The sequence below is a fragment of the Polynucleobacter wuianus genome (genome assembly GCF_001659725.1).
Lineage (GTDB): Bacteria > Pseudomonadota > Gammaproteobacteria > Burkholderiales > Burkholderiaceae > Polynucleobacter > Polynucleobacter wuianus.
In genome coordinates, this window is record NZ_CP015922.1 from 2,001,668 (window position 1) to 2,019,844 (window position 18,177).

At 43.0% G+C, this 18,177-nt stretch carries 22 protein-coding genes; 11 read left to right on the plus strand and 11 right to left on the minus strand.

Annotated features, from left to right (window positions below):
• The first annotated feature begins 73 nt into the window (after positions 1-73).
• The 3 genes from A8O14_RS10290 (at position 74) to A8O14_RS10300 (ending at position 1,830) form a co-directional block, all read left to right on the plus strand.
• Positions 74-424, plus strand: a complete 351-nt coding sequence (locus tag A8O14_RS10290) for a DUF3147 family protein (protein WP_068949424.1) — start codon at positions 74-76, stop codon at positions 422-424.
• A gap of 309 nt (positions 425-733) precedes the next feature.
• Positions 734-1,066: a cupredoxin domain-containing protein gene (locus A8O14_RS10295; protein ID WP_068949425.1), complete on the plus strand. Its 333-nt coding sequence runs from the start codon at positions 734-736 to the stop codon at positions 1,064-1,066.
• Positions 1,063-1,830, plus strand: a complete 768-nt coding sequence (locus tag A8O14_RS10300; RefSeq protein WP_068949426.1) for a hypothetical protein — start codon at positions 1,063-1,065, stop codon at positions 1,828-1,830. The genes A8O14_RS10295 and A8O14_RS10300 overlap by 4 nt, the downstream gene beginning before the upstream one ends.
• An 80-nt stretch (positions 1,831-1,910) precedes the next feature.
• Here the strand turns inward: A8O14_RS10300 and A8O14_RS11820 are convergent, their stop codons facing one another.
• From A8O14_RS11820 to A8O14_RS10310, 3 genes are all read right to left on the minus strand, one after another.
• Entirely contained in the window at positions 1,911-2,084 is a 174-nt protein-coding gene (locus A8O14_RS11820; protein WP_161484836.1) for a hypothetical protein, read from the minus strand.
• Positions 2,059-2,265, minus strand: a complete 207-nt coding sequence (locus tag A8O14_RS10305; protein ID WP_068949427.1) for a hypothetical protein — start codon at positions 2,263-2,265, stop codon at positions 2,059-2,061. The genes A8O14_RS11820 and A8O14_RS10305 overlap by 26 nt, the downstream gene beginning before the upstream one ends.
• A gap of 232 nt (positions 2,266-2,497) precedes the next feature.
• On the minus strand, positions 2,498-4,033 hold the full coding sequence (locus A8O14_RS10310) for an autotransporter outer membrane beta-barrel domain-containing protein (RefSeq protein ID WP_161484837.1): 1,536 nt from the start codon (positions 4,031-4,033) through the stop codon (positions 2,498-2,500).
• Between the two features lie 270 nt (positions 4,034-4,303).
• Between A8O14_RS10310 and A8O14_RS10315 the strand changes: the two genes are divergently transcribed.
• Positions 4,304-5,743 (plus strand): sensor histidine kinase, encoded by a 1,440-nt coding sequence (locus A8O14_RS10315; protein ID WP_068949429.1) that lies wholly within the window; start codon positions 4,304-4,306, stop codon positions 5,741-5,743.
• A 3-nt stretch (positions 5,744-5,746) separates the two neighbouring features.
• A complete protein-coding gene (locus A8O14_RS10320) occupies positions 5,747-6,388 on the plus strand; it encodes a response regulator transcription factor (protein WP_068949430.1) in 642 nt (213 codons plus the stop codon).
• Positions 6,389-6,507: 119 nt separating this feature from the next.
• Here the strand turns inward: A8O14_RS10320 and A8O14_RS10325 are convergent, their stop codons facing one another.
• Positions 6,508-7,500 (minus strand): DUF2806 domain-containing protein, encoded by a 993-nt coding sequence (locus A8O14_RS10325; protein WP_068949431.1) that lies wholly within the window; start codon positions 7,498-7,500, stop codon positions 6,508-6,510.
• Between the two features lie 389 nt (positions 7,501-7,889).
• Here A8O14_RS10325 and A8O14_RS10330 point away from each other — a divergent pair, with 389 nt between their 5' ends.
• Positions 7,890-8,210 carry a DUF6150 family protein gene (locus tag A8O14_RS10330; RefSeq protein WP_082913172.1) on the plus strand — a complete coding sequence of 107 codons (321 nt, stop codon included), beginning with the start codon at positions 7,890-7,892 and terminating at the stop codon, positions 8,208-8,210.
• Positions 8,211-8,224: 14 nt separating this feature from the next.
• On the plus strand, positions 8,225-8,836 hold the full coding sequence (locus tag A8O14_RS10335) for an MOSC domain-containing protein (protein WP_068949432.1): 612 nt from the start codon (positions 8,225-8,227) through the stop codon (positions 8,834-8,836).
• Between the two features lie 53 nt (positions 8,837-8,889).
• Here the strand turns inward: A8O14_RS10335 and A8O14_RS10340 are convergent, their stop codons facing one another.
• Positions 8,890-10,560, minus strand: coding sequence for an MFS transporter (locus tag A8O14_RS10340; RefSeq protein WP_068949433.1), 1,671 nt, complete (start codon positions 10,558-10,560; stop codon positions 8,890-8,892).
• A 175-nt stretch (positions 10,561-10,735) separates the two neighbouring features.
• Between A8O14_RS10340 and A8O14_RS10345 the strand changes: the two genes are divergently transcribed.
• Entirely contained in the window at positions 10,736-12,334 is a 1,599-nt protein-coding gene (locus A8O14_RS10345) for a gamma-glutamyltransferase family protein (protein ID WP_071608683.1), read from the plus strand.
• Here A8O14_RS10345 and A8O14_RS10350 read toward each other — a convergent pair.
• A complete protein-coding gene (locus A8O14_RS10350) occupies positions 12,321-12,950 on the minus strand; it encodes a trimeric intracellular cation channel family protein (protein ID WP_068949435.1) in 630 nt (209 codons plus the stop codon). The genes A8O14_RS10345 and A8O14_RS10350 overlap by 14 nt on opposite strands.
• 93 nt (positions 12,951-13,043) lie before the next feature.
• On the opposite strand from A8O14_RS10350, the gene maiA reads away from it, so the two are divergent.
• Positions 13,044-13,727 (plus strand): maleylacetoacetate isomerase, encoded by a 684-nt coding sequence (gene maiA, locus A8O14_RS10355; RefSeq protein ID WP_068949436.1) that lies wholly within the window; start codon positions 13,044-13,046, stop codon positions 13,725-13,727.
• On the opposite strand, the gene A8O14_RS10360 is transcribed toward maiA, so the two are convergent.
• The 3 genes from A8O14_RS10360 to A8O14_RS10370 are packed head-to-tail and all read right to left on the minus strand — an operon-like array spanning position 13,695 to position 16,420.
• Positions 13,695-14,624, minus strand: coding sequence for an AEC family transporter (locus A8O14_RS10360; RefSeq protein WP_068949437.1), 930 nt, complete (start codon positions 14,622-14,624; stop codon positions 13,695-13,697). The two genes, maiA and A8O14_RS10360, sit on opposite strands and share 33 nt — an antisense overlap.
• A 12-nt stretch (positions 14,625-14,636) precedes the next feature.
• Entirely contained in the window at positions 14,637-15,161 is a 525-nt protein-coding gene (locus A8O14_RS10365) for a gamma carbonic anhydrase family protein (protein ID WP_068949438.1), read from the minus strand.
• 56 nt (positions 15,162-15,217) lie between these two features.
• The gene (locus tag A8O14_RS10370) at positions 15,218-16,420 is read right to left on the minus strand and encodes an ammonium transporter (RefSeq protein ID WP_068949439.1); all 1,203 of its coding nucleotides are present in this window, start codon (positions 16,418-16,420) and stop codon (positions 15,218-15,220) included.
• Between the two features lie 136 nt (positions 16,421-16,556).
• Here A8O14_RS10370 and A8O14_RS10375 point away from each other — a divergent pair, with 136 nt between their 5' ends.
• The gene (locus A8O14_RS10375) at positions 16,557-16,925 is read left to right on the plus strand and encodes a Rap1a/Tai family immunity protein (RefSeq protein WP_068949440.1); all 369 of its coding nucleotides are present in this window, start codon (positions 16,557-16,559) and stop codon (positions 16,923-16,925) included.
• Positions 16,926-16,971: 46 nt separating this feature from the next.
• Positions 16,972-17,259, plus strand: a complete 288-nt coding sequence (locus tag A8O14_RS10380) for a glycine zipper domain-containing protein (RefSeq protein WP_068949441.1) — start codon at positions 16,972-16,974, stop codon at positions 17,257-17,259.
• A gap of 45 nt (positions 17,260-17,304) precedes the next feature.
• Here the strand turns inward: A8O14_RS10380 and A8O14_RS10385 are convergent, their stop codons facing one another.
• Both A8O14_RS10385 and A8O14_RS10390 read right to left on the minus strand, forming a co-directional pair.
• On the minus strand, positions 17,305-17,694 hold the full coding sequence (locus A8O14_RS10385; RefSeq protein WP_068949442.1) for an OsmC family protein: 390 nt from the start codon (positions 17,692-17,694) through the stop codon (positions 17,305-17,307).
• Positions 17,695-17,728: 34 nt separating this feature from the next.
• Positions 17,729-18,139, minus strand: a complete 411-nt coding sequence (locus A8O14_RS10390; protein ID WP_068949443.1) for a rhodanese-like domain-containing protein — start codon at positions 18,137-18,139, stop codon at positions 17,729-17,731.
• Positions 18,140-18,177: the final 38 nt, after the last annotated feature.

Sequence of the window (18,177 nt, forward strand, 5' to 3'; positions counted from 1 at the left end):
CATCCTATGCCTATCTAGGCAGCATGTCTAGGTTTCTATAAACTGAACTGCAACTTATCATTTAGAGGCTCAAATGGCTTGGATCATTACTAAATATCTTCTAACCGCAGGAATGGTTGTATTCATTTCTGAGGTTGCCAAGAGAAGTGACAGATTGGGCGGATTTATTGCGGCATTGCCCGTAATGACTCTTTTAACTCTTTTAACTCTTTTATGGCTTTATTTAGAAAACCAGCCTGAAGAGAAGATAGCTAATCACGCTTATTACACCTTCTGGTATGTGATTCCAACATTGCCTATGTTTCTATTATTTCCATACTTACTTCCAAAGCTGGGGTTCTGGATAACCATGGGTGTATGCGTAGTGGTAACGGTTATTTGCTTTGGATTATTTGCCCTTGTGATGAAGGGTTTTGGGATCTAACTTCTCTGAGTAAGGGCCGTTACTGGCCGATTTGAGATTCCCAAAACAATAAATTAGCCTGATCTCAGCGTCTGCAGTTGGCCGCATAGTAACCATTCGACTGAACTAAGTCCCACTGGCGCTGTCCGACCCACAAGAGACTGATGGTGGCCTGGGGCGGAATCAAACTAGGATCGAGGATGCCCAATCCAGTTGCCAAAATACCCTAAGCAGACCAACAAGCTATATTTGCACTTTTTTATTAAATGAGATCCATTCTCAATGATGTATATAATGAGAATCATTCTTATTTGATAAAGATCTCATTTTATGAAAAATACCGTTGCTTACACCCTATTTTGTCTAATGATTGGGGTTACTACCTTGGCAAGCGCTAACCCGTCAGAAATTACAATCAAGATTCAAAAGGGGCGCTTCTCACCCTCTCAAATTGAGATCCCCGCTGACACCAAAGTAAGACTGGTCATTCAGAACTTAGATGACACCCCAGAAGAATTTGAAAGTCACGACCTTAATCGTGAGGTGCTCATTAAAGCTAACGGCAGCGCCTCTTTTTATATTGGCCCACTCTCAACAGGACTCTACAAGTTCGAGGGTGAGTTTAGCCCTGAGACAGCTCAAGGCGTGGTGATTGTCAAATGAAATGGATTGTCTTTACCTTTCTTAAGTGGGTAGGAGTATCCATCTTTTTATTAACTGCCACAGTTACACATGCCGCCGAATATCTCAGTGGGCCCGCTGACTACATCTATAGTCCTAGAGTAGAAGAGGGAGAAAGAGAGATCGATACGAAGTTTGGAACCCAAACCCCAAGAACTGCTGGAGACCCAAGACAATCAGGCGCCTCCATTGGCTTTGGATATGGGGTGACTTCTTGGTGGTTTACCGAGATCTATGGAAAAAATACTTGGGATGGTAATAACTCACAATTTGACGCTATCGAGTGGGAAAATAAATTCCAACTCACCGAAACGGGGAAATATTTTGTAGATGTGGGATTCTTGCTTGAACTGGAGCGCCCACAAAATCGTAATGAGGGTTACGAAGCTAAGTACGGCTTTTTACTGCAAAAGGATTGGAATAAGTGGCAGGCAAACCTAAATCTACTCATGCAAGGTCATTACACTGGCACCGAAAATCAGGGCACCTATTTTGGCTACCAAGGGCAGTTAAAGTACCGATTACAACCCGAGCTTGAGCTGGGAGCGCAATTGTTTTCCTGGCTTGGGCAGCTTAATAGCTGGAATACCAATCAACAGCAGCAAACCAGTGTTGGTCCAGCCATATTTGGGAAAACCAAACTAGGACGAAAAGAGGCGCTTGTCTACAACTTTGCCTACCTTTGGGGAACAACTACGGCATCTCCAAAGAACACAATTCGGATGCAGGTGGAGTATGAGTTCTAATTTATTAAACCTATAAAGTTAATGGCGTCTCTTATTGGCCGATAACGGACATATGATGTCGTTTAAAACGGCATTACAAATCACGGCCCTTTATTGCGCCTATTTCTCTGCTCAAACTCAATAGCTTCTTCCAGTAAAGCCTTTCGGCGCTCTTCTGCTTTATGGCGCTTGATTAAGTCTTTTCCTGTAAGCACCTGTTGATCCTTAAGCAAGGACTCTAGCGTAGGCTTACTCTTCCCAGGGGAATCGTTCACGGCTTAGCTCCTCCATGATTTCACGCTTGCTAGCGCCATTACGTCTATTTGTACTGTACTTTGCCCAATGCTCACGGTCGGCAATGATTTCAGCCCGATCCTTTTTGATGTTTTCAGCAAGCGAGGTTAGCTTTTCGGCCTTCACTTTGCCCACAAATTCTAGATTAGATTTATCAGTCATGAATAAATTCTAATCGTCTAGTTTTTAGACGTTCCGGAAAAATTGTAGACGAAATGTATAGGCGCAGATATTTGACCGCGTTTACCTAAAAGCGACGCTTCATTACACACCCATCAAATACCGCTATAACTTATGGAAATACCTAGCGATTACATTAGTGCGACCTATTACCGCTCCGAGAGTCTAAAAGAAAAACCGCCCGAAGGCGGCTCAATTTAAGACAAATAAACTCTTACAAGCCAACTGTATAGGTTGCCATGACAGTGGTTGTACCAACTGCCTGATACATCTCTTGGCGGTAGATACCGGTTACGCCTAAGCGTTGATTCTTTTCGATGTCATAGTAAGCACCTAAAGTTGCTGTTGCTCTGTTCTTGACTGGATTGGGATTGAAGTTCACTGGGGTTAATCCAGTAACACCAGTAGCTGAGTAAGTACCTGTATTGAAATTCGTATCACTCTCAATACCAGCGCTGGCAAATAAAGTGGTTTGAGCGATACCTTTATATCTCACGCCAACACCAGCTAGTGCTGTTGTAGCGTTAGTGTTGAGCGCTGAGTAAGTGAGTGGTGCTGTTACAGAACTGGTTGAAGCTTCTGTGTAACCACCCATATTGTTTTGGGTATAACGAACACCAGCATATGGTGATACAACAATTTGATCAGCAAAGCCAAAGCCATACTTAGCTACTACTTGGGCGCCTTGACTGTTTAATTGGGATGAACCAGAACCCGCTTCACTTGTTCCAACTACTTGTCTAGTGATCGTGGTGTTCTTTTGACCATAAGCAGCAGATACCTTAACTTCTGTACCGGTGCCATCTTGACGTTCATTCCAAGCACCGAATAGTCCAATGAGTGGTGTGTTGTTGCCAAGGTTTACTGTAGAACCCGCATTGTTTACGGATAAGTTCTGATCAGCATACGCACCAATACGATAGTTTGGATGTGGACGATAAGCAGCAATCAGCAAGGCGCTAGTGTTATTCAAGCCATTTGCTGCCGAGACTGCTGTGTTACGACCACCAGCACTTACGCAGACATTATTTGCACCAAACACATCGCAGTCATAAGCAAAACTATTAGCTAATACTGAGTTTTGGAGTGTGTAGATGTTTTGTAGAGCTGATGCGGCATTAACTAAAGATTGTTGAGTATCGGCGGTGGAGGGGCCTGAAAATATTGAATAGATGAGATTATTAAATAGAACCCAATCGTAGGCAGGTCCATAGCTGGACATATCAAGCGTAAAGTAACGGATGCCATCTAATTTGAACCCAATATACCCATAATTATGGTAGTTCAAATTCCCGTTTGAGTTCGTCGTTATAGTACCTAAAAGTGCATTACTCGAGTTGTAAGCTTTAATGGTCAAAGGAACATCAGCACCGCCAAATTGAATCGCAAAACCGTTTACTTTTAATGCGGGTAAAAAAGTGAACTTCATTTGTTGTGCACTACCTGAGCCACCTCCGTCTCCGTTCGTCACTCCATTACTACCGAAAAGACTTTGAATATATATATTCCCACTTGGACTATTAATGGATACATTTCCTAGGGAAAAGGGCTGAGTAAGAGGGGTATTTGAAGCGGTCGTACTTGAAAAATCAATCAATGTGTAAGAGCCACCGATCACACTAGTAGCCGTGGCAGGATCAGCTAGATTACCTGGGGCTGGGTTTGCATATTGAAGTATATCTGTCGCAGTAGCCTGACCGTTTAGAAAGAAAACCAATGCAACCGAACTGGCGATTTTCTTTAATTTCATAAGATTTCCTTTGGAAAAATAAATTTCATTTTCATGAGCGCATATGTTGAACCAACATTGCAAACCATGGTTTTCAGCCATGCATCTTATGTGCTTGTTATAAATAAAAAAATGCCCCAAAAGACGATGTCCCGAAGTACCGTGTCTATAAGGACAGTGTCCTTAAGTACATATTCAGATGACTCATGGCGATTAGAGATATAAAAAGGTGATCTGGGATGCATGAACACATAAAATAAAAGTATTCACTGCCAGAAATAATCATCTCTCATGAATAGCTTTGTTTTAGTCCTAATCATTCCCACCCTGCTCACCATCGTATCGGCAAGCACTCTTTATTTTTCTTTCAAAGGAAAAGTAGATACATCAGGTCGATATTTCTTGTTATCAGAATTTCTTTGGTTATTGACATTGCTATTTGTCATAGCATTAAATATTGAGCCCAGTCTTATAAGCACCCCATCTTTTTTTACTCTGTCAGTTACCACCCTACTGTCCGAAGCGGCTATCCTACTAAGCATCAAAGCTTTGACCAAGAAAATTCAGATTCAAGAATTTATTCGCTGGACTGTCGCTATATTGGCTTACTGCGGCTTTATTGAATATGTGCGAGAAAGTTTCGGGGCTCCATTTCCATTACTCTTTTTCTCAACTTTTTCAATCTGCGTTACCTCTTATACCTACCTTATCTGCAAACGGATTGATAGCAACGGCCTTGAATCTAATCTTTTTATCAAATGGATCACGTATACAGAGGTTGGTCTAACAGTAATTCATGTGTTGCGATTTACCAGTTTTTTCACAAACGCTGCTATGACACCATTTAACCCCCCTTCACTAGCTATTGTCTTTTTCTCAATTTGGTTTTCGGTTAGCTTAATTCGTTATTTTTCTTACCTTGCATTACGAGTCAGCTGGGTAGATCCTAGAACTGCTAATGAAAATCCTTTGAATCAAAATTTAGTCAAATTGACCAATGAAAAAGATCAATTCTTACGGGGCTTAATATCATCCAATAGAGCCTTGGGTATCAGCGCACTAGCAAATTCATTGGCACATCAATTAAGCCAACCCATTACTGGCATCCTCTTACAAACTGAATCTGTTAAGTGCGATTTAGTCGATCTAGGCGGTCAGGAAAAATCGGTATCCGCACTAAATGCCGTGACTGATCAGCTAGAGAAGGTATCCGACCTAGTAACAAATTTGAGGAAACTATTTGGCGCTCAAGAACTTGAATTTAGACATTTCAATATTCAAGGCGCTTGCAATGAAGTGCTAGAAATTATCAAACCAACACTTCAATCAAAAAATATTTCCCTTGAGACAACCTATACAGACAACCCAAATGTTGTCGGCAATTCAATCCAAATACAACAAGTGCTGATTAACATTTTCAATAATGCAATGGATGCCATTGAAAATGCTAGGGACCATCGCAGAAAGATAGATCTCACCATTTCTCAAAATCAATCCCTGGCAATCATAGCCATAAAAGATACTGGCAGTGGCATATCTAACAGTATCACACCATCTATGTTTGAGTTATATCAGAGCACAAAACCTGAAGGTCTAGGCATTGGTTTGTGGCTTTGCAAAACGATTATTGATAAACACCATGGCAGCATTACCGCCCTAAATCTTCCAACAGGTGGGGCAATCATTGAAATTCAAATACCAATATCTCAAGACTTAAATGAAAATAACTAATCTATGAAGAACTCCAAAGTAATTATTGTTGATGACGAGCCCATTGTTCGTTCTGGCTTAGAAAATTGGTTATCACGCAGCTTCAAAGTCATTAGTTTTGAATCTGCTGAGTCATTCTTAGATGCTTATAAGCAATTTGAATTTGAAGATGGGATACCTACCTGCATTTTGTTAGATTTTCAGATGCCTGGGATGAATGGCGTTGAACTACAAAAAAATTTGAGAGTAATGAACGTTGAATTTCCCATCATTTTTATGAGTGGCAATGCACAGCAATCGGACATTATTGATGCTTGGCGAGGGGGTGCTGTGGACTTTATTCTCAAGCCATTTACACCAACTCAAGTCAAAGATGCATTAGTAAAGCAATTTAATGCTATTTCTCAATCTAGTATTAACCCATCACCCTCAGATGCCAAAGAACACATTCATATTCCAATTACTAAGCGTGAAGCGGAAGTTCTACTTCTTCTTGGCAGCGGTCAGCAACAGTCTGAAGTAGCGCAAGCACTAGGCATTTCACAGAGAACGGTAAAAATGTACCGATCAAATTTAAGAGATAAGCTAGATCTCAATACTCTTGGCGAACTGATTAAATATTGTCAACAATACGAAAACTCAATTACAAAAATAACTGGTAAGTAACTGATCTTCCATGTCGTTTTAAACGACACTCTATTACACACTCACCAAAATAAGCACTACACCCTAGTATTGCCTGGGAAAATTATTAGTGCGATCTATTACTACTCCGAGATAAAAATTTAAACGGCTGTTAAATTTTTATACTTAATTTGACTACCAGTAATCTCCACAATATCGCCAATTTGAGCAGTAAAACCCTGCGATTTAATTTTTTCAGCAATTGCACTCACCATGCCAATATTTGGAGATATTTTGATTAGGTGATAAAGCTGAAGACCTATGGTCGTCAATAAGCAGACTGGCTGAATTTTTAGAACTCTTTTAGGGTCTGGATTTGTAACTAATATTAATCTTTCATTTGAAACAATTGCCAAAGTGAAGGCATCTTTTGAGCTGCTTTTCCAGTTCTTTTCTAAACCAAAAGAATCAACACCAGACAGCAACCCTAATTCCTGCAAGTTGAGCAACTTATCAAAAGTAATATTGTTTGCACTGAGTATTTGCTCGTCACCTTTATAAATAAACCCCTCAAATACAAATGCCATTAGCGACTCAATTAAAGAAGCTTCGTCTTTACTAAGGTGCTTTAAAAAATCAAGAGTTCTTAAGGAATAGGTGCCGGGACCTTTTGACTCACCAGCCAAGACCTTTCCCCATAAGCTAGTTAGCTCTTCCGAGGAAACGGAAGACGCCCCCTCCCTCCACCTTAGGAGCCAATCACCATCAATTGATTTTTCCGATGGCTCTTGAGCATCCTGCAACAATTCTTGCTCAGCATAGCTAATTGCTTTATTTACACTGACTTCTTTTCTTATTTCTTCAGCTTTTATTGTCTGAATTGACTTGTTGCTGATAAAGCCGATGGTTAATTGATTGTCAGATCTACTTTCAACATCAACGATTTCACCGCTTGGCAACAGAGCCTTCTCACCCCTTTTGATCGCAAGTGCATCTAACTCAACCTGAGCCATCTGAAGCATTTCCGCCTTTCGGACATCAATCATTGCCTGCCCTTCTCTTCTGATCTGCCAGGGCTTCAATAGAGAGCCAACACCCTTGTCGATCAGGCTATCCCATAACTTGATGACCAATTGCTCTCCAAGTAGCGCCATACACCCCTCATATCAGTCCTATCTAATTGATTCAGTTTATAGCTTAGTCCTCGATTTAAATAGAGATGGGGAATTTGGATTTTTGATGTCGTTTTGAACGACATCTTCCATCCACCACCCTCCGATAGAAGCCATATGCTAGAAGGGTTTTTGCCAGCGGAGCCTTATTCTTCGGCACTTTGCGGGTGGTGTGTCACACGGTGTGTGCTACGGTGAAAACCTTGGTTTTCTAAGTGCTTGATTTTATTGGGAAAAGGGTTGAAAACCTCAGAACCTTGTGCTTTATGATTCCGTCGCTCTAACCAGCTGAGCTAATTCGCCGAAGGTGTGATTGTAGCAAATCCGCCCCATTCTGTAACGGCTCAGCCTAGAAACCGTAATATAGATACATGAAGATTCAACTCCTAAAAGTACTCATTTGGGCAATTTTGGGCACTTATTTGCCCCATAATGCACTTGCAGCACAAATCTTTATTACTAACTACCCGTCTGAAGCCAACGCCAAGGTCTTTGTTACCAAGTACCAATCCGAGGCGAATTGCATTGTTTATGAAACCCAATATTCCAGCGATAACGAGCCAGGCGTTTGGTTTTATACAAAATACAAAAGTGATGCTCGAGCAACGATTTACTACACCCAATATAAATCCGATGCTGATCTTGTGCTGTATTTCACGAAATACAAAAGTGATGCTCGTTGTCGCTACTGATTAGCAATTAACTCATGAAACTTATTTCTATTTCCTCGGGAAAGGTTCTGCCTTTATTTGGAAACCACCACCCCAATTACAAGTCTGTGGTTTCAGCAATTCACAAGAAGAGCATTAGTAATTTGCAAAATCCGATTGCTATTGAGATCAACACTCTTGGGGTAAAAGGGGATGAACAAGCCGACCTAAGTGTGCATGGCGGTATCGAAAAAGCAATCTATGTTTATCCGTCAGAGCACTACGAGTTTTGGAATGCTTTATTAACTCGGGAAACAAAAAAACCTACGTCGCTTGAATATGGAGCCATTGGCGAGAACTTTACAATTGAAGGTCTTCTAGAAACCGACGTCTTTGTTGGCGACAAACTCTTGATTGGTGAACTTGAGTTTTTGGTTGTTAAATTAAGAGAACCTTGTTTCAAATTCAACGCCGCTTTGGGCTATAAGGGTGCTAGCAAGGCAATGCTCCAATCGGGTTTTAGTGGCTGGTACTTGCGGGTACTAAAAACAGGAGTGCTCACAGCTGGTGCCAAAATCACTCTAGTGCCAGGCCCTAGAAATACCTCGATTGCTCAGCAAAATAAAAATCTCTTAAATAGTCGCAATCAGAAAGATTTGTGGGAATAAAAAAACCCGATCATTTCTGATCGGGTTTTGAATTTACTACAGACTAAAAAATCTTAGTCACGTGCATAGATATCTACATCTTTGGTTTCACGTACAAACAATGTGCCGATTACTAAAGTAATAGCAGCAATGATGATTGGATACCAGAGGCCGTAGTAAATATTACCGTTTTGCGCAACCAAGGCAAAGGAGATCGTTGGCAACAAGCCGCCGAACCAACCGTTACCAATGTGGTATGGCAATGACATAGAGGTATAACGAATGCGGGTTGGGAACATCTCAACCAACATCGCCGCGATTGGACCATAAACCATGGTTACCAAGATCACCAGGTAAACCAACAAGAGCAATACAGCAACATAGTTAATTTGTGCTGGATCAGCTTTAGCTGGGTAACCTTCTTTATTCAATGCTTCGCGAATTGCTTTCTTAAATTCAGCATCTTTCGCTTTCGCTTCAGCTGGATCTAAACCCTTAGCGGTGTAACCCGGAATCTCTACATCACCAATTTTCACAACAGCAACAGTGCCAGCAGGAGCAGGAATAGTGCTATAGCTTGCAGAGTTAGAAGCCATCACTTGTTTTGCAATATCGCAAGAACTTGTGAATTTAGCAGTGCCTGTTGGGTTGAATTGGAAAGTACATTCGTTTACATCAGCAGTGATTGTTGCTGGTGCTGTTGCCATTGCTTTTTCCAACGCTGGGTTGGCGAAGTGAGTCAAGGCATTGAACACAGAAACAGGGGTGTTAGGGATATAAGTAATTACAGCCAATAACAAGCCGCCCATGATGATCACTTTACGGCCGATCTTGTCAGACAAGCTACCGAACACCACGAAGAATGGCGTACCGATTACCAATGAAGCAGCAATCAACAAGTTTGCAGTCTTCGGATCCACCTTTAACACTTGGGTGAGGTAGAACAAAGCGTAGAACTGACCTGTGTACCAAACCACCGCTTGACCTGCTACCAGACCAAACAATGCCAAGATAACAATCTTCAAATTCTTCCATTGACCAAATGACTCGGTCAAAGGTGCTTTAGACAATTTACCTTCTTCTTTCATCTTCTTGAAAGCTGGTGACTCATTCATGGACAAACGAATCCATACAGAGATCGCCAACAATGCGATAGAAACGATGAAAGGAACGCGCCAGCCCCAAACATCAAAGTCTGGACCAGTAAATTCACGTGTGAACAAAATCACGAGCAAGGAGAGGAACAAACCTAAAGTTGCAGTTGTTTGAATCCAAGCTGTGTAGGCACCACGACGACCATTAGGAGCATGTTCAGCAACATAAGTTGCAGCACCGCCGTACTCACCACCCAAAGCCAAACCTTGAAGCATACGTAATGCGATCAAGATCACTGGAGCAGCAACGCCGATCGTTGCGTAGTTAGGCAGAATACCCACGATGAAGGTTGCGCCGCCCATTAACAGGATGGTGACCAAGAAGGTATATTTACGACCGATCAAGTCGCCTAGACGACCAAACACCAACGCGCCAAATGGACGCACGATGAAACCGGCAGCAAACGCTAACAAAGCGAAAATGAAGGCAGAGCCAGCATCTAGGCCTGAGAAGAATTGCTTAGCAATAATTGCGGCAAGTGAACCGTAAAGATAAAAGTCGTACCACTCAAAAACCGTACCTAATGAGGAAGCAAAAATAACTTTGCGCTCTTCAGCGGTCATTGGGGCTGCTTTAGTTGATGTTGACATCAGTAGCTCCTAACTATTTTTATTGAAGTAGAAAAACAACGGATCGATTATGCTTTGAAAAAAACCAAAGAAATCCGCTAGTTAGGGTAATTCCCCATCAATTAGGGTTGGGGTTTTCCCGAGATCTACAATGTAATAAATCACAAATACAACATTCGTAGTGGAGAACAAATAAATGCAAGCGAAATGGGGAATTCGGGGAATGGCAGTGGCGCCACACTCCCTTGCTTCTGAGTCAGCTTTAGCAGTCCTTCGTGAGGGCGGCAATGCCTTAGAAGCAATGGTGGCTGCAGCGGCAACGATTGCTGTTGTTTACCCCCACATGAACTCGATTGGCGGTGACTCTTTTTGGGTAATCCATTCTCCAGGCAAAGCCATGGGTGGCATTGATGCCTGCGGTGCAGCTGCAGGCTTAGCAACAAAGAAATGGTACGCAGAGCGTGGTATTACTAAAGCCATTCCATTTCGCGGACCAGTTGCAGCCAATACCGTGGCCGGAACAATTTCGGGCTGGGGGGCAGCACAAAGCCTATCTCAGCAAGGTCTAGGCGGAAAGATTCCTTTATCTCGTCTATTGGCAGACGCAATTCATTACGCCGAAGCGGGTGTTCCAGTTACTTATAGTCAATCAAGTCTTACCGCTAAGAAGCGTGAGGAGTTAAATCCTATTACTGGATTTGCAAAAACATTTTTGGTCAATGGCAAGGCTCCTGTAGTTGGCAGCATCTTTAAACAAGAACGCCTTGCTAAAACCTTGCGCCAAATTGCCGCCAAAGGCACAGATGATTTTTACCGTGGCGATCTTGCGGATTTGTTAGCAAAGGAACTTACGGATATCGGCAGCCCTCTCCGATTAAGCGACTTGAATCGTCATAACGCAAAACTGATTGACCCGCTGGAACTGAAACACAGCTTAGGCAATGTGTACAACATGGTGCCACCCACTCAAGGTGTTGTGTCACTCATGATCATCGGCATTCTTGATCAACTCAATCTCAAACGCTTTAAGGTCGATAGCACCGAATACGTTCATCACTGCGTTGAAGCAACTAAGCAAGCGTTTAAGATCCGCGATCAATTTGTCACTGACCCTGCTTACATGACAAAGAATGCGCAATCCTTTTTATCTCCCACTTTCTTGAAAAAGTTAGCAAAAAATATTGATCCCAATAAAGCTTTACCCTGGGGTCAAGGCAAAGGACCAGCGGATACTATTTGGATGGGTGTGATTGATGGCGATGGCAACTGCGTCTCTTTCATCCAAAGTATCTATCACGAGTTTGGTGCTGGCATTGTTCTACCTAAATCAGGAGTTAACTGGCAAAACCGAGGTTGCAGCTTCTCTCTGGATCACAAGACACTCAATCATCTCGAACCCTATCGCAAACCATTCCATACACTCAATCCTGCGATGGCTTTATTCAAAGATGGTCGCTCTATGGTTTACGGCACGATGGGCGGCGACGGTCAACCGCAAACCCAATGCGCGGTCTTTACTCGTACTGCTACTTATGGGCTTGATCCACAAGATGCAATTAGTCGTCCTCGTTGGCTGCTTGGTCGCACTTGGGGTCAAACTAGCGACAGCTTGAAGTTAGAGTCTCGCTTTAGCCCATGGGTTGCAAAAGAATTACATGCAATGGGCCATGAAATTGAAATGCTCGATGCTTTTGATGAAACTGTGGGGCATGCAGGTTGCATCATCCGCGAGCCCTCTGGCACCCTGCGTGGTGGCTGGGATCCTCGTAGTGATGGCGCTGTTAGCGCGTTTTAGTAATAAACATTCTGGGTACGCGCAGATCCCAATAAATGGCGGCTGCGCGTAAACCAAAGATTCCCAACATGCAGATTACGGAACCTTCAAGGGCATATTGCGGGATAAAGTTCAACACCAGCACATAAGCACAACATCCCAGAGTTACTGGAATAGCGTACAACTCATGCGACATGATGAGCGTTTTTCTGCCCGCCAAAATATCGCGTATCAATCCACCACCAATAGCAGTAATGACACCCAGTATGACTGGACCAACTGGCAGACCATACCCCATAGTCCAAGCCTTATCAGCCCCTTGAATTGCAAACAGCGCAGCGCCAAAACCATCGATATAAAGCATCCATCGATAAATTTGGGGTTGCGTAAAAAATGATTCGGCTACAAAAGTGAGCACGCTAGCCCCTAAGGCGAGCCAAACATAGATTTGGTTCTCTGACCAAAATACCGGGGCACCCAAGATGATGTCGCGAATGGTTCCACCACCTATTGCGGTAATAAGACCAAGCACTAGAACACCAAAAAGATCGACGCCACGATCAGCGATTGCAAGTACGCCAGTAACCGCAAACGCCATCGTTGCAATCACGCCAATCCAAAATTGAATCTGTTCCATAGGAAATAGTCTAAAGCACTTTAAATTCTTTCAAACGAAAAATTGGCGCATGCATATACTGTGGTTTATGAATTCTCCTAAATTGCTATCACTATGAAACCCAAGCTCTATAGCTATTGGCGTAGCTCCGCTGCGTTTCGAGTGCGTATTGCCCTGAATCTGAAGGGCATAGACTATGAAGTCATTCCAGTTCACTTAAGTAAAAATGGTGGCGATCAACTCTCAGATGCGTACACCAGCAAAAATCCAAATCGACTAGTGCCCTTGTTCGAAGATGGAAAAAATAATATTCATCAATCTATAGCCATTATTGAGTATTTAGAGGAAATTAAAAAAGAGCCTGCTTTACTTCCACAAGCACCTATCGATCGCGCATGGGTACGCGCACTTTCTCAAGATATCGCTAGCGATATTCATCCTATCGATAACTTAAGAGTCTTACGCTATCTTGTAAAACAATTGGGCATTAGCACTGAGGCAAAAGACACTTGGTACCAACACTGGGTAATAGTTGGCTTAGCCAGCCTAGAAAAGCGTTTGAGTTGCGATCGTCGAGTTGGACGTTTTGCCTATGGCGATCAACCGGGTTTGATTGATATCTGCTTGGTGCCACAATTATTTAATGCGTTGAGTGCAAAGATAGATGTGAGTCTTTATCCCACTCTCATGAAAATCTTCTACGAATGCATGAAGTTACCCGCATTTATTGAGGCCTCATGGGAAAAGCAAATTGACGCGGAAGGATTAAATCCGACTGCTCCACCACAAAATCATTGACAGCGTTAATAATGAGCCTACGGTTGTCATTAATACGACGCGTGAGATCACACTTCCGTCTGCTTTGTAATACTGCGCCAACATAAATGGACCAGTACCCGTAGGTAGTGCACTCAAAATCACAATGGCGTTTAACCAGAGTGACGGCAACCCCAGAATGGGCCCAGCGATTACCCAAGCAATGATAGGTTGAATAATCAACTTTGCAGCACTAATGCCCCATGCCTGTTTTACCTCAGTCTTGCTCTTCTGCAATAAAAATAGTCCGATCGATACTAAGGCGCAAGGGGTAGCAGCTACAGCCAAAAATGAAATTACCTGAGCAATAGGGTCATACATAGTGAGGTTGGATGATGCCCATACCAAACCCGCAACCGGCGCAATTAATAGTGGGTTTGTACAAAGTGACTTCACAACACTAAAGAGAATTTCATGATGTTTTTTGTGAGACAACATGCCAATCTCGATGAGTACTGTCGCTAATGCAAACATCACAAACACAATAAAAGTAGAAATAATTGCTGGGGCTAGACCATCTTGCCCTAATGCGAGAGCACAGAGCGGAATACCCATGTACCCCGTATTTGAATACGATGCACTTAAACTATTAAAGCTGGCGGCAGCCAAATCTCGGCTCTTCCAATAGCTGGCAGCAAGTACCAATAGAAAAACGATCAAGCAACTGAGAAAAAATGCAGTGATAAATTCTGGTTGCCAAAGCGTTTGCCAGCCGCTGTTAGCGGCAAAATTAAAAAGCTGAGCAGGTAATGCCAACCACACCACGAACCGATTTAATTCAATCGAGGCATTCTCGCCTAACTTACCTGCGCGCCCACAAATATAGCCGATAAGAATCAGCAGAAATACAGGCAGGACTACATTAAAGACGTAGAGCACAGGTTCTAATGATTAGGAAATTTTCTTGAGCGTTTGGATATAACGCTGAGCATTTTTGACATAGCGACCAGCAATTTGGCCGATGCCTGCAATTTGCTCTGGGCTCAATTCTTTTACTGCCTTAGCGGGTGAGCCAATAATCATTGAACCATCGGGAAATTCTTTACCCTCGGTGACTAAAGCGCCAGCGCCCACTAAACAATGCTTACCAATCCTAGCGCCATTTAGTATTACTGCGCCAATACCAATCAAGCTGCCATCGCCAATACTGCAACCATGGAGCATTACTTGATGTCCAACGGTGACATTCTTGCCGATCAAAAGCGGATAACCAGGATCAGTATGGAGAACAGATGCATCTTGGACATTGCTACCCTCACCAACTTGAATAAGATCGTTATCACCACGGATAACTACCTTGGGCCAGATATTTGCGCTTCGATGAAGTTCAACCTTGCCAATCACTTCTGCGCTTTCGGCAACCCAAGCGCCCTCTGCTAATTGAGGGGCGTTTCCGTCTAGTTCATATATAGCCATGACTCATTATAGGTATGAATCAAGCCATATATGAAAGACTAAGTACTGCAAATAAATTACCAGTTAGGTTCGCGATCTGGTGTTGAAGAAATACGGTGCACGCTTAAGTCAGCGCCTTCATATTCCTCTTCTTGAGACATCCGGATTCCGAGAACCGCTTTCAAGGTGCCATAGACTAAGATGCCGCCGATCAAGGCAATACCAACGCCCAAGGCGCTACCAATAAGTTGGCCGGTAAAAGTGATGCCACCAATGCCGCCCAACGCCTTAGCGCCAAAAATACCTGCAGCTAAACCACCCCAAAGGCCGCACAGTCCATGCAATGGCCAGACACCCAAAACGTCATCAATCTTCCAACGGTTCTGTACCAAGGTAAACATGTATACAAATAGAGTGCCAGCAACTAGACCGACCACCAAGGCACCCATAGGATGCATTAGGTCAGAACCAGCGCAAACCGCTACTAAACCTGCAAGCGGGCCGTTGTATGTAAAGCCAGGATCATTACGACCAACAACCCATGCAGCAAGAGTTCCGCCAACCATTGCCATTAGAGAATTCAAAGCAACTAAGCCACTAATCTTGTCGATGGTCTGAGCACTCATCACGTTAAAACCAAACCATCCTACCGCCAAAATCCAAGCACCCAAGGCTAAGAAAGGAATGCTTGAAGGTGGATGTGCTGAGATTTGACCTTCCTTGGTATAGCGACCACGACGCGCACCTAAAAGAATGACTGCTGGCAAAGCAATCCAGCCACCAACCGCATGCACCACTACAGAGCCAGCAAAATCATGAAACTCTTCGCCAGTTAAACCTTTGATCCAAACTTGAATACCATAGTGTTGATTCCACGCAATCCCCTCAAAGAAGGGATACACAAATCCAACCAATACAAAAGTAGCAATCAATTGCGGATTGAATTTAGCGCGCTCAGCAATGCCACCAGAAATAATTGCGGGAATGGCAGCAGCAAAAGTGAGTAAGAAGAAAAACTTCACTAATTCATAGCCATTTTTTTCGGCAAGTAATTCTGCGCCCGAAAAGAAGTTCACGCCGTATGCAATGCTGTAACCAATAAAAAAGTAAGCGATTGTCGAAACGGCAAAATCAACCAAAATCTTTACCAGCGCATTGACCTGGTTTTTCTTACGAACTGTGCCCAGCTCCAGGAAAGCAAAACCCGCATGCATGGCAAGCACCATGATGGCGCCTAGCAAAATGAATAAAGCGTCACTACCTGATTTCAAGATTTCCATGTGATTTTCCCCTTCTTTTTTTGCCTCATTATGGTGAATTAAAAAACCTAAATTGGTGCAATATGCACTTATTTAGTGCATTAAATGGGTAAATTTATGGTTTATGATGTTTCCACATACACCCAAGGGAGAACCCATGAAGAAAGTCCTTGTTTTATTAGCTGCATTTGCCGCATTTTCTGGCCTAGCTCAAGCTCAATCAAATGCCCCTGTTAAGGTATTAAGCACCCAGGAACTGGTAAATGTTTGCAAATTACCAGCAAGCCCAGAATCCCGTAGCTACTGCGTTGGTTATTCCACAGCGATTTATGACACTTATTTAGCAACCCGTCATCCCCAGCGTGCAAAACCATTTATTTGCGTTAAACAACCCGCTCCATCACGTGATGAAGTAATTGCTGATTTTGTGAAATTTGGTCAAGAAAATCCACAAACTGCTGACAAACCAGCTTCAGGTGTTTTCTTGGGCTTCTTGGCAGCACGCTTTCCTTGCGCCAGAAAATAATCTCACTAGCTAATCAATACAAAATTAATTTAAAGGATCAGTTGATATGAAAAAAATTATCGCGATTACTGCAGCAACTCTCGCAATTGCTGGTTGCTCAAACATGAGCAACACTGAGCAACGTACATTGTCTGGCGCATCTATCGGCGCAGTTGCCGGTGGTGTAGGCGCTGCTATTTTTCACGGTAACCCAATCTGGGGTGCGGTTGGCGGCGCAGCAGTTGGTGCTGCATCTGGTTATGTATATGACGCGTACAAAAAAGAACAGGCTTCTGAGTACAACTCTGGATATAACGCTGGCAAAAACAATAAGCCTGCAAACGCACCTAACTAATTCAGCACTCTCGCTGTATTAGCAGTACCAACTACCCAGCTTGCATTAATTTACAAGCTGGGTTTTTATTTGGATATCACCAGCCAAGGCCTTATGAATTGGGCACTTGTTTGCAATCTCAAGTAAGCGATCTTTTTCTTCTGCACTCAAGTTACCTAGTAACTGAACATCACGTGTAAACGTTTCAACATCATCTACTCGCTCGATATCTACCGTCACAATCGCATTTTCTAAGTTCATAGATTTACGACCTGCATACATTTTTAAGGTCATGCTCGTACACGCCGCTAAAGCAGCGCCCAAGTATTCATGAGGTGTTGGCCCAGTACCATTGCCACCATTGCTGGTATATGCATCAGCTAAAAATTGCAAATCGCCAGTTGTTAACTTTTGCTGCAAAGAGCCCTCGCCAAACTGTGACACTACTTTTCTCATTGCTTCTCCTAATCTATTTTTAGTTTTAAAAATTTTATTTTTTATGCAGCTTGCTAGCCTTTTCAGAGACCGGTAACTCCGCTTTTTTCCAAGAATGAAAGCCGCCCTCTAAATGACAGATATTGGGCACACCCATTTTTTGCAAAGTCTCGGTTGCCAGCGCTGAGCGCCATGCTGACGCACAATACAGAACCAAACGCTTACCCTCGCCAAAAATCGGTTTGTAATACGGACTGTCCGGATCAACCCAGAACTCCAGCATCCCCCGCGGTGCATGCAATGCATTAGGAATCATGCCTTCGCGCTCCACCTCCCTAATATCGCGTATATCGACAAATAGCGTATTGGGCTCCGACAATAATTTTTGTGCCTGATCTAATGAAATGGTTTCAATCTGGGCCATTGCAGCATCGATAAGCGCTTGGTATCCAATCTTCAATTTCACCAAAATCTCCTAAAGTAACAATACTCATTATTGCTTAG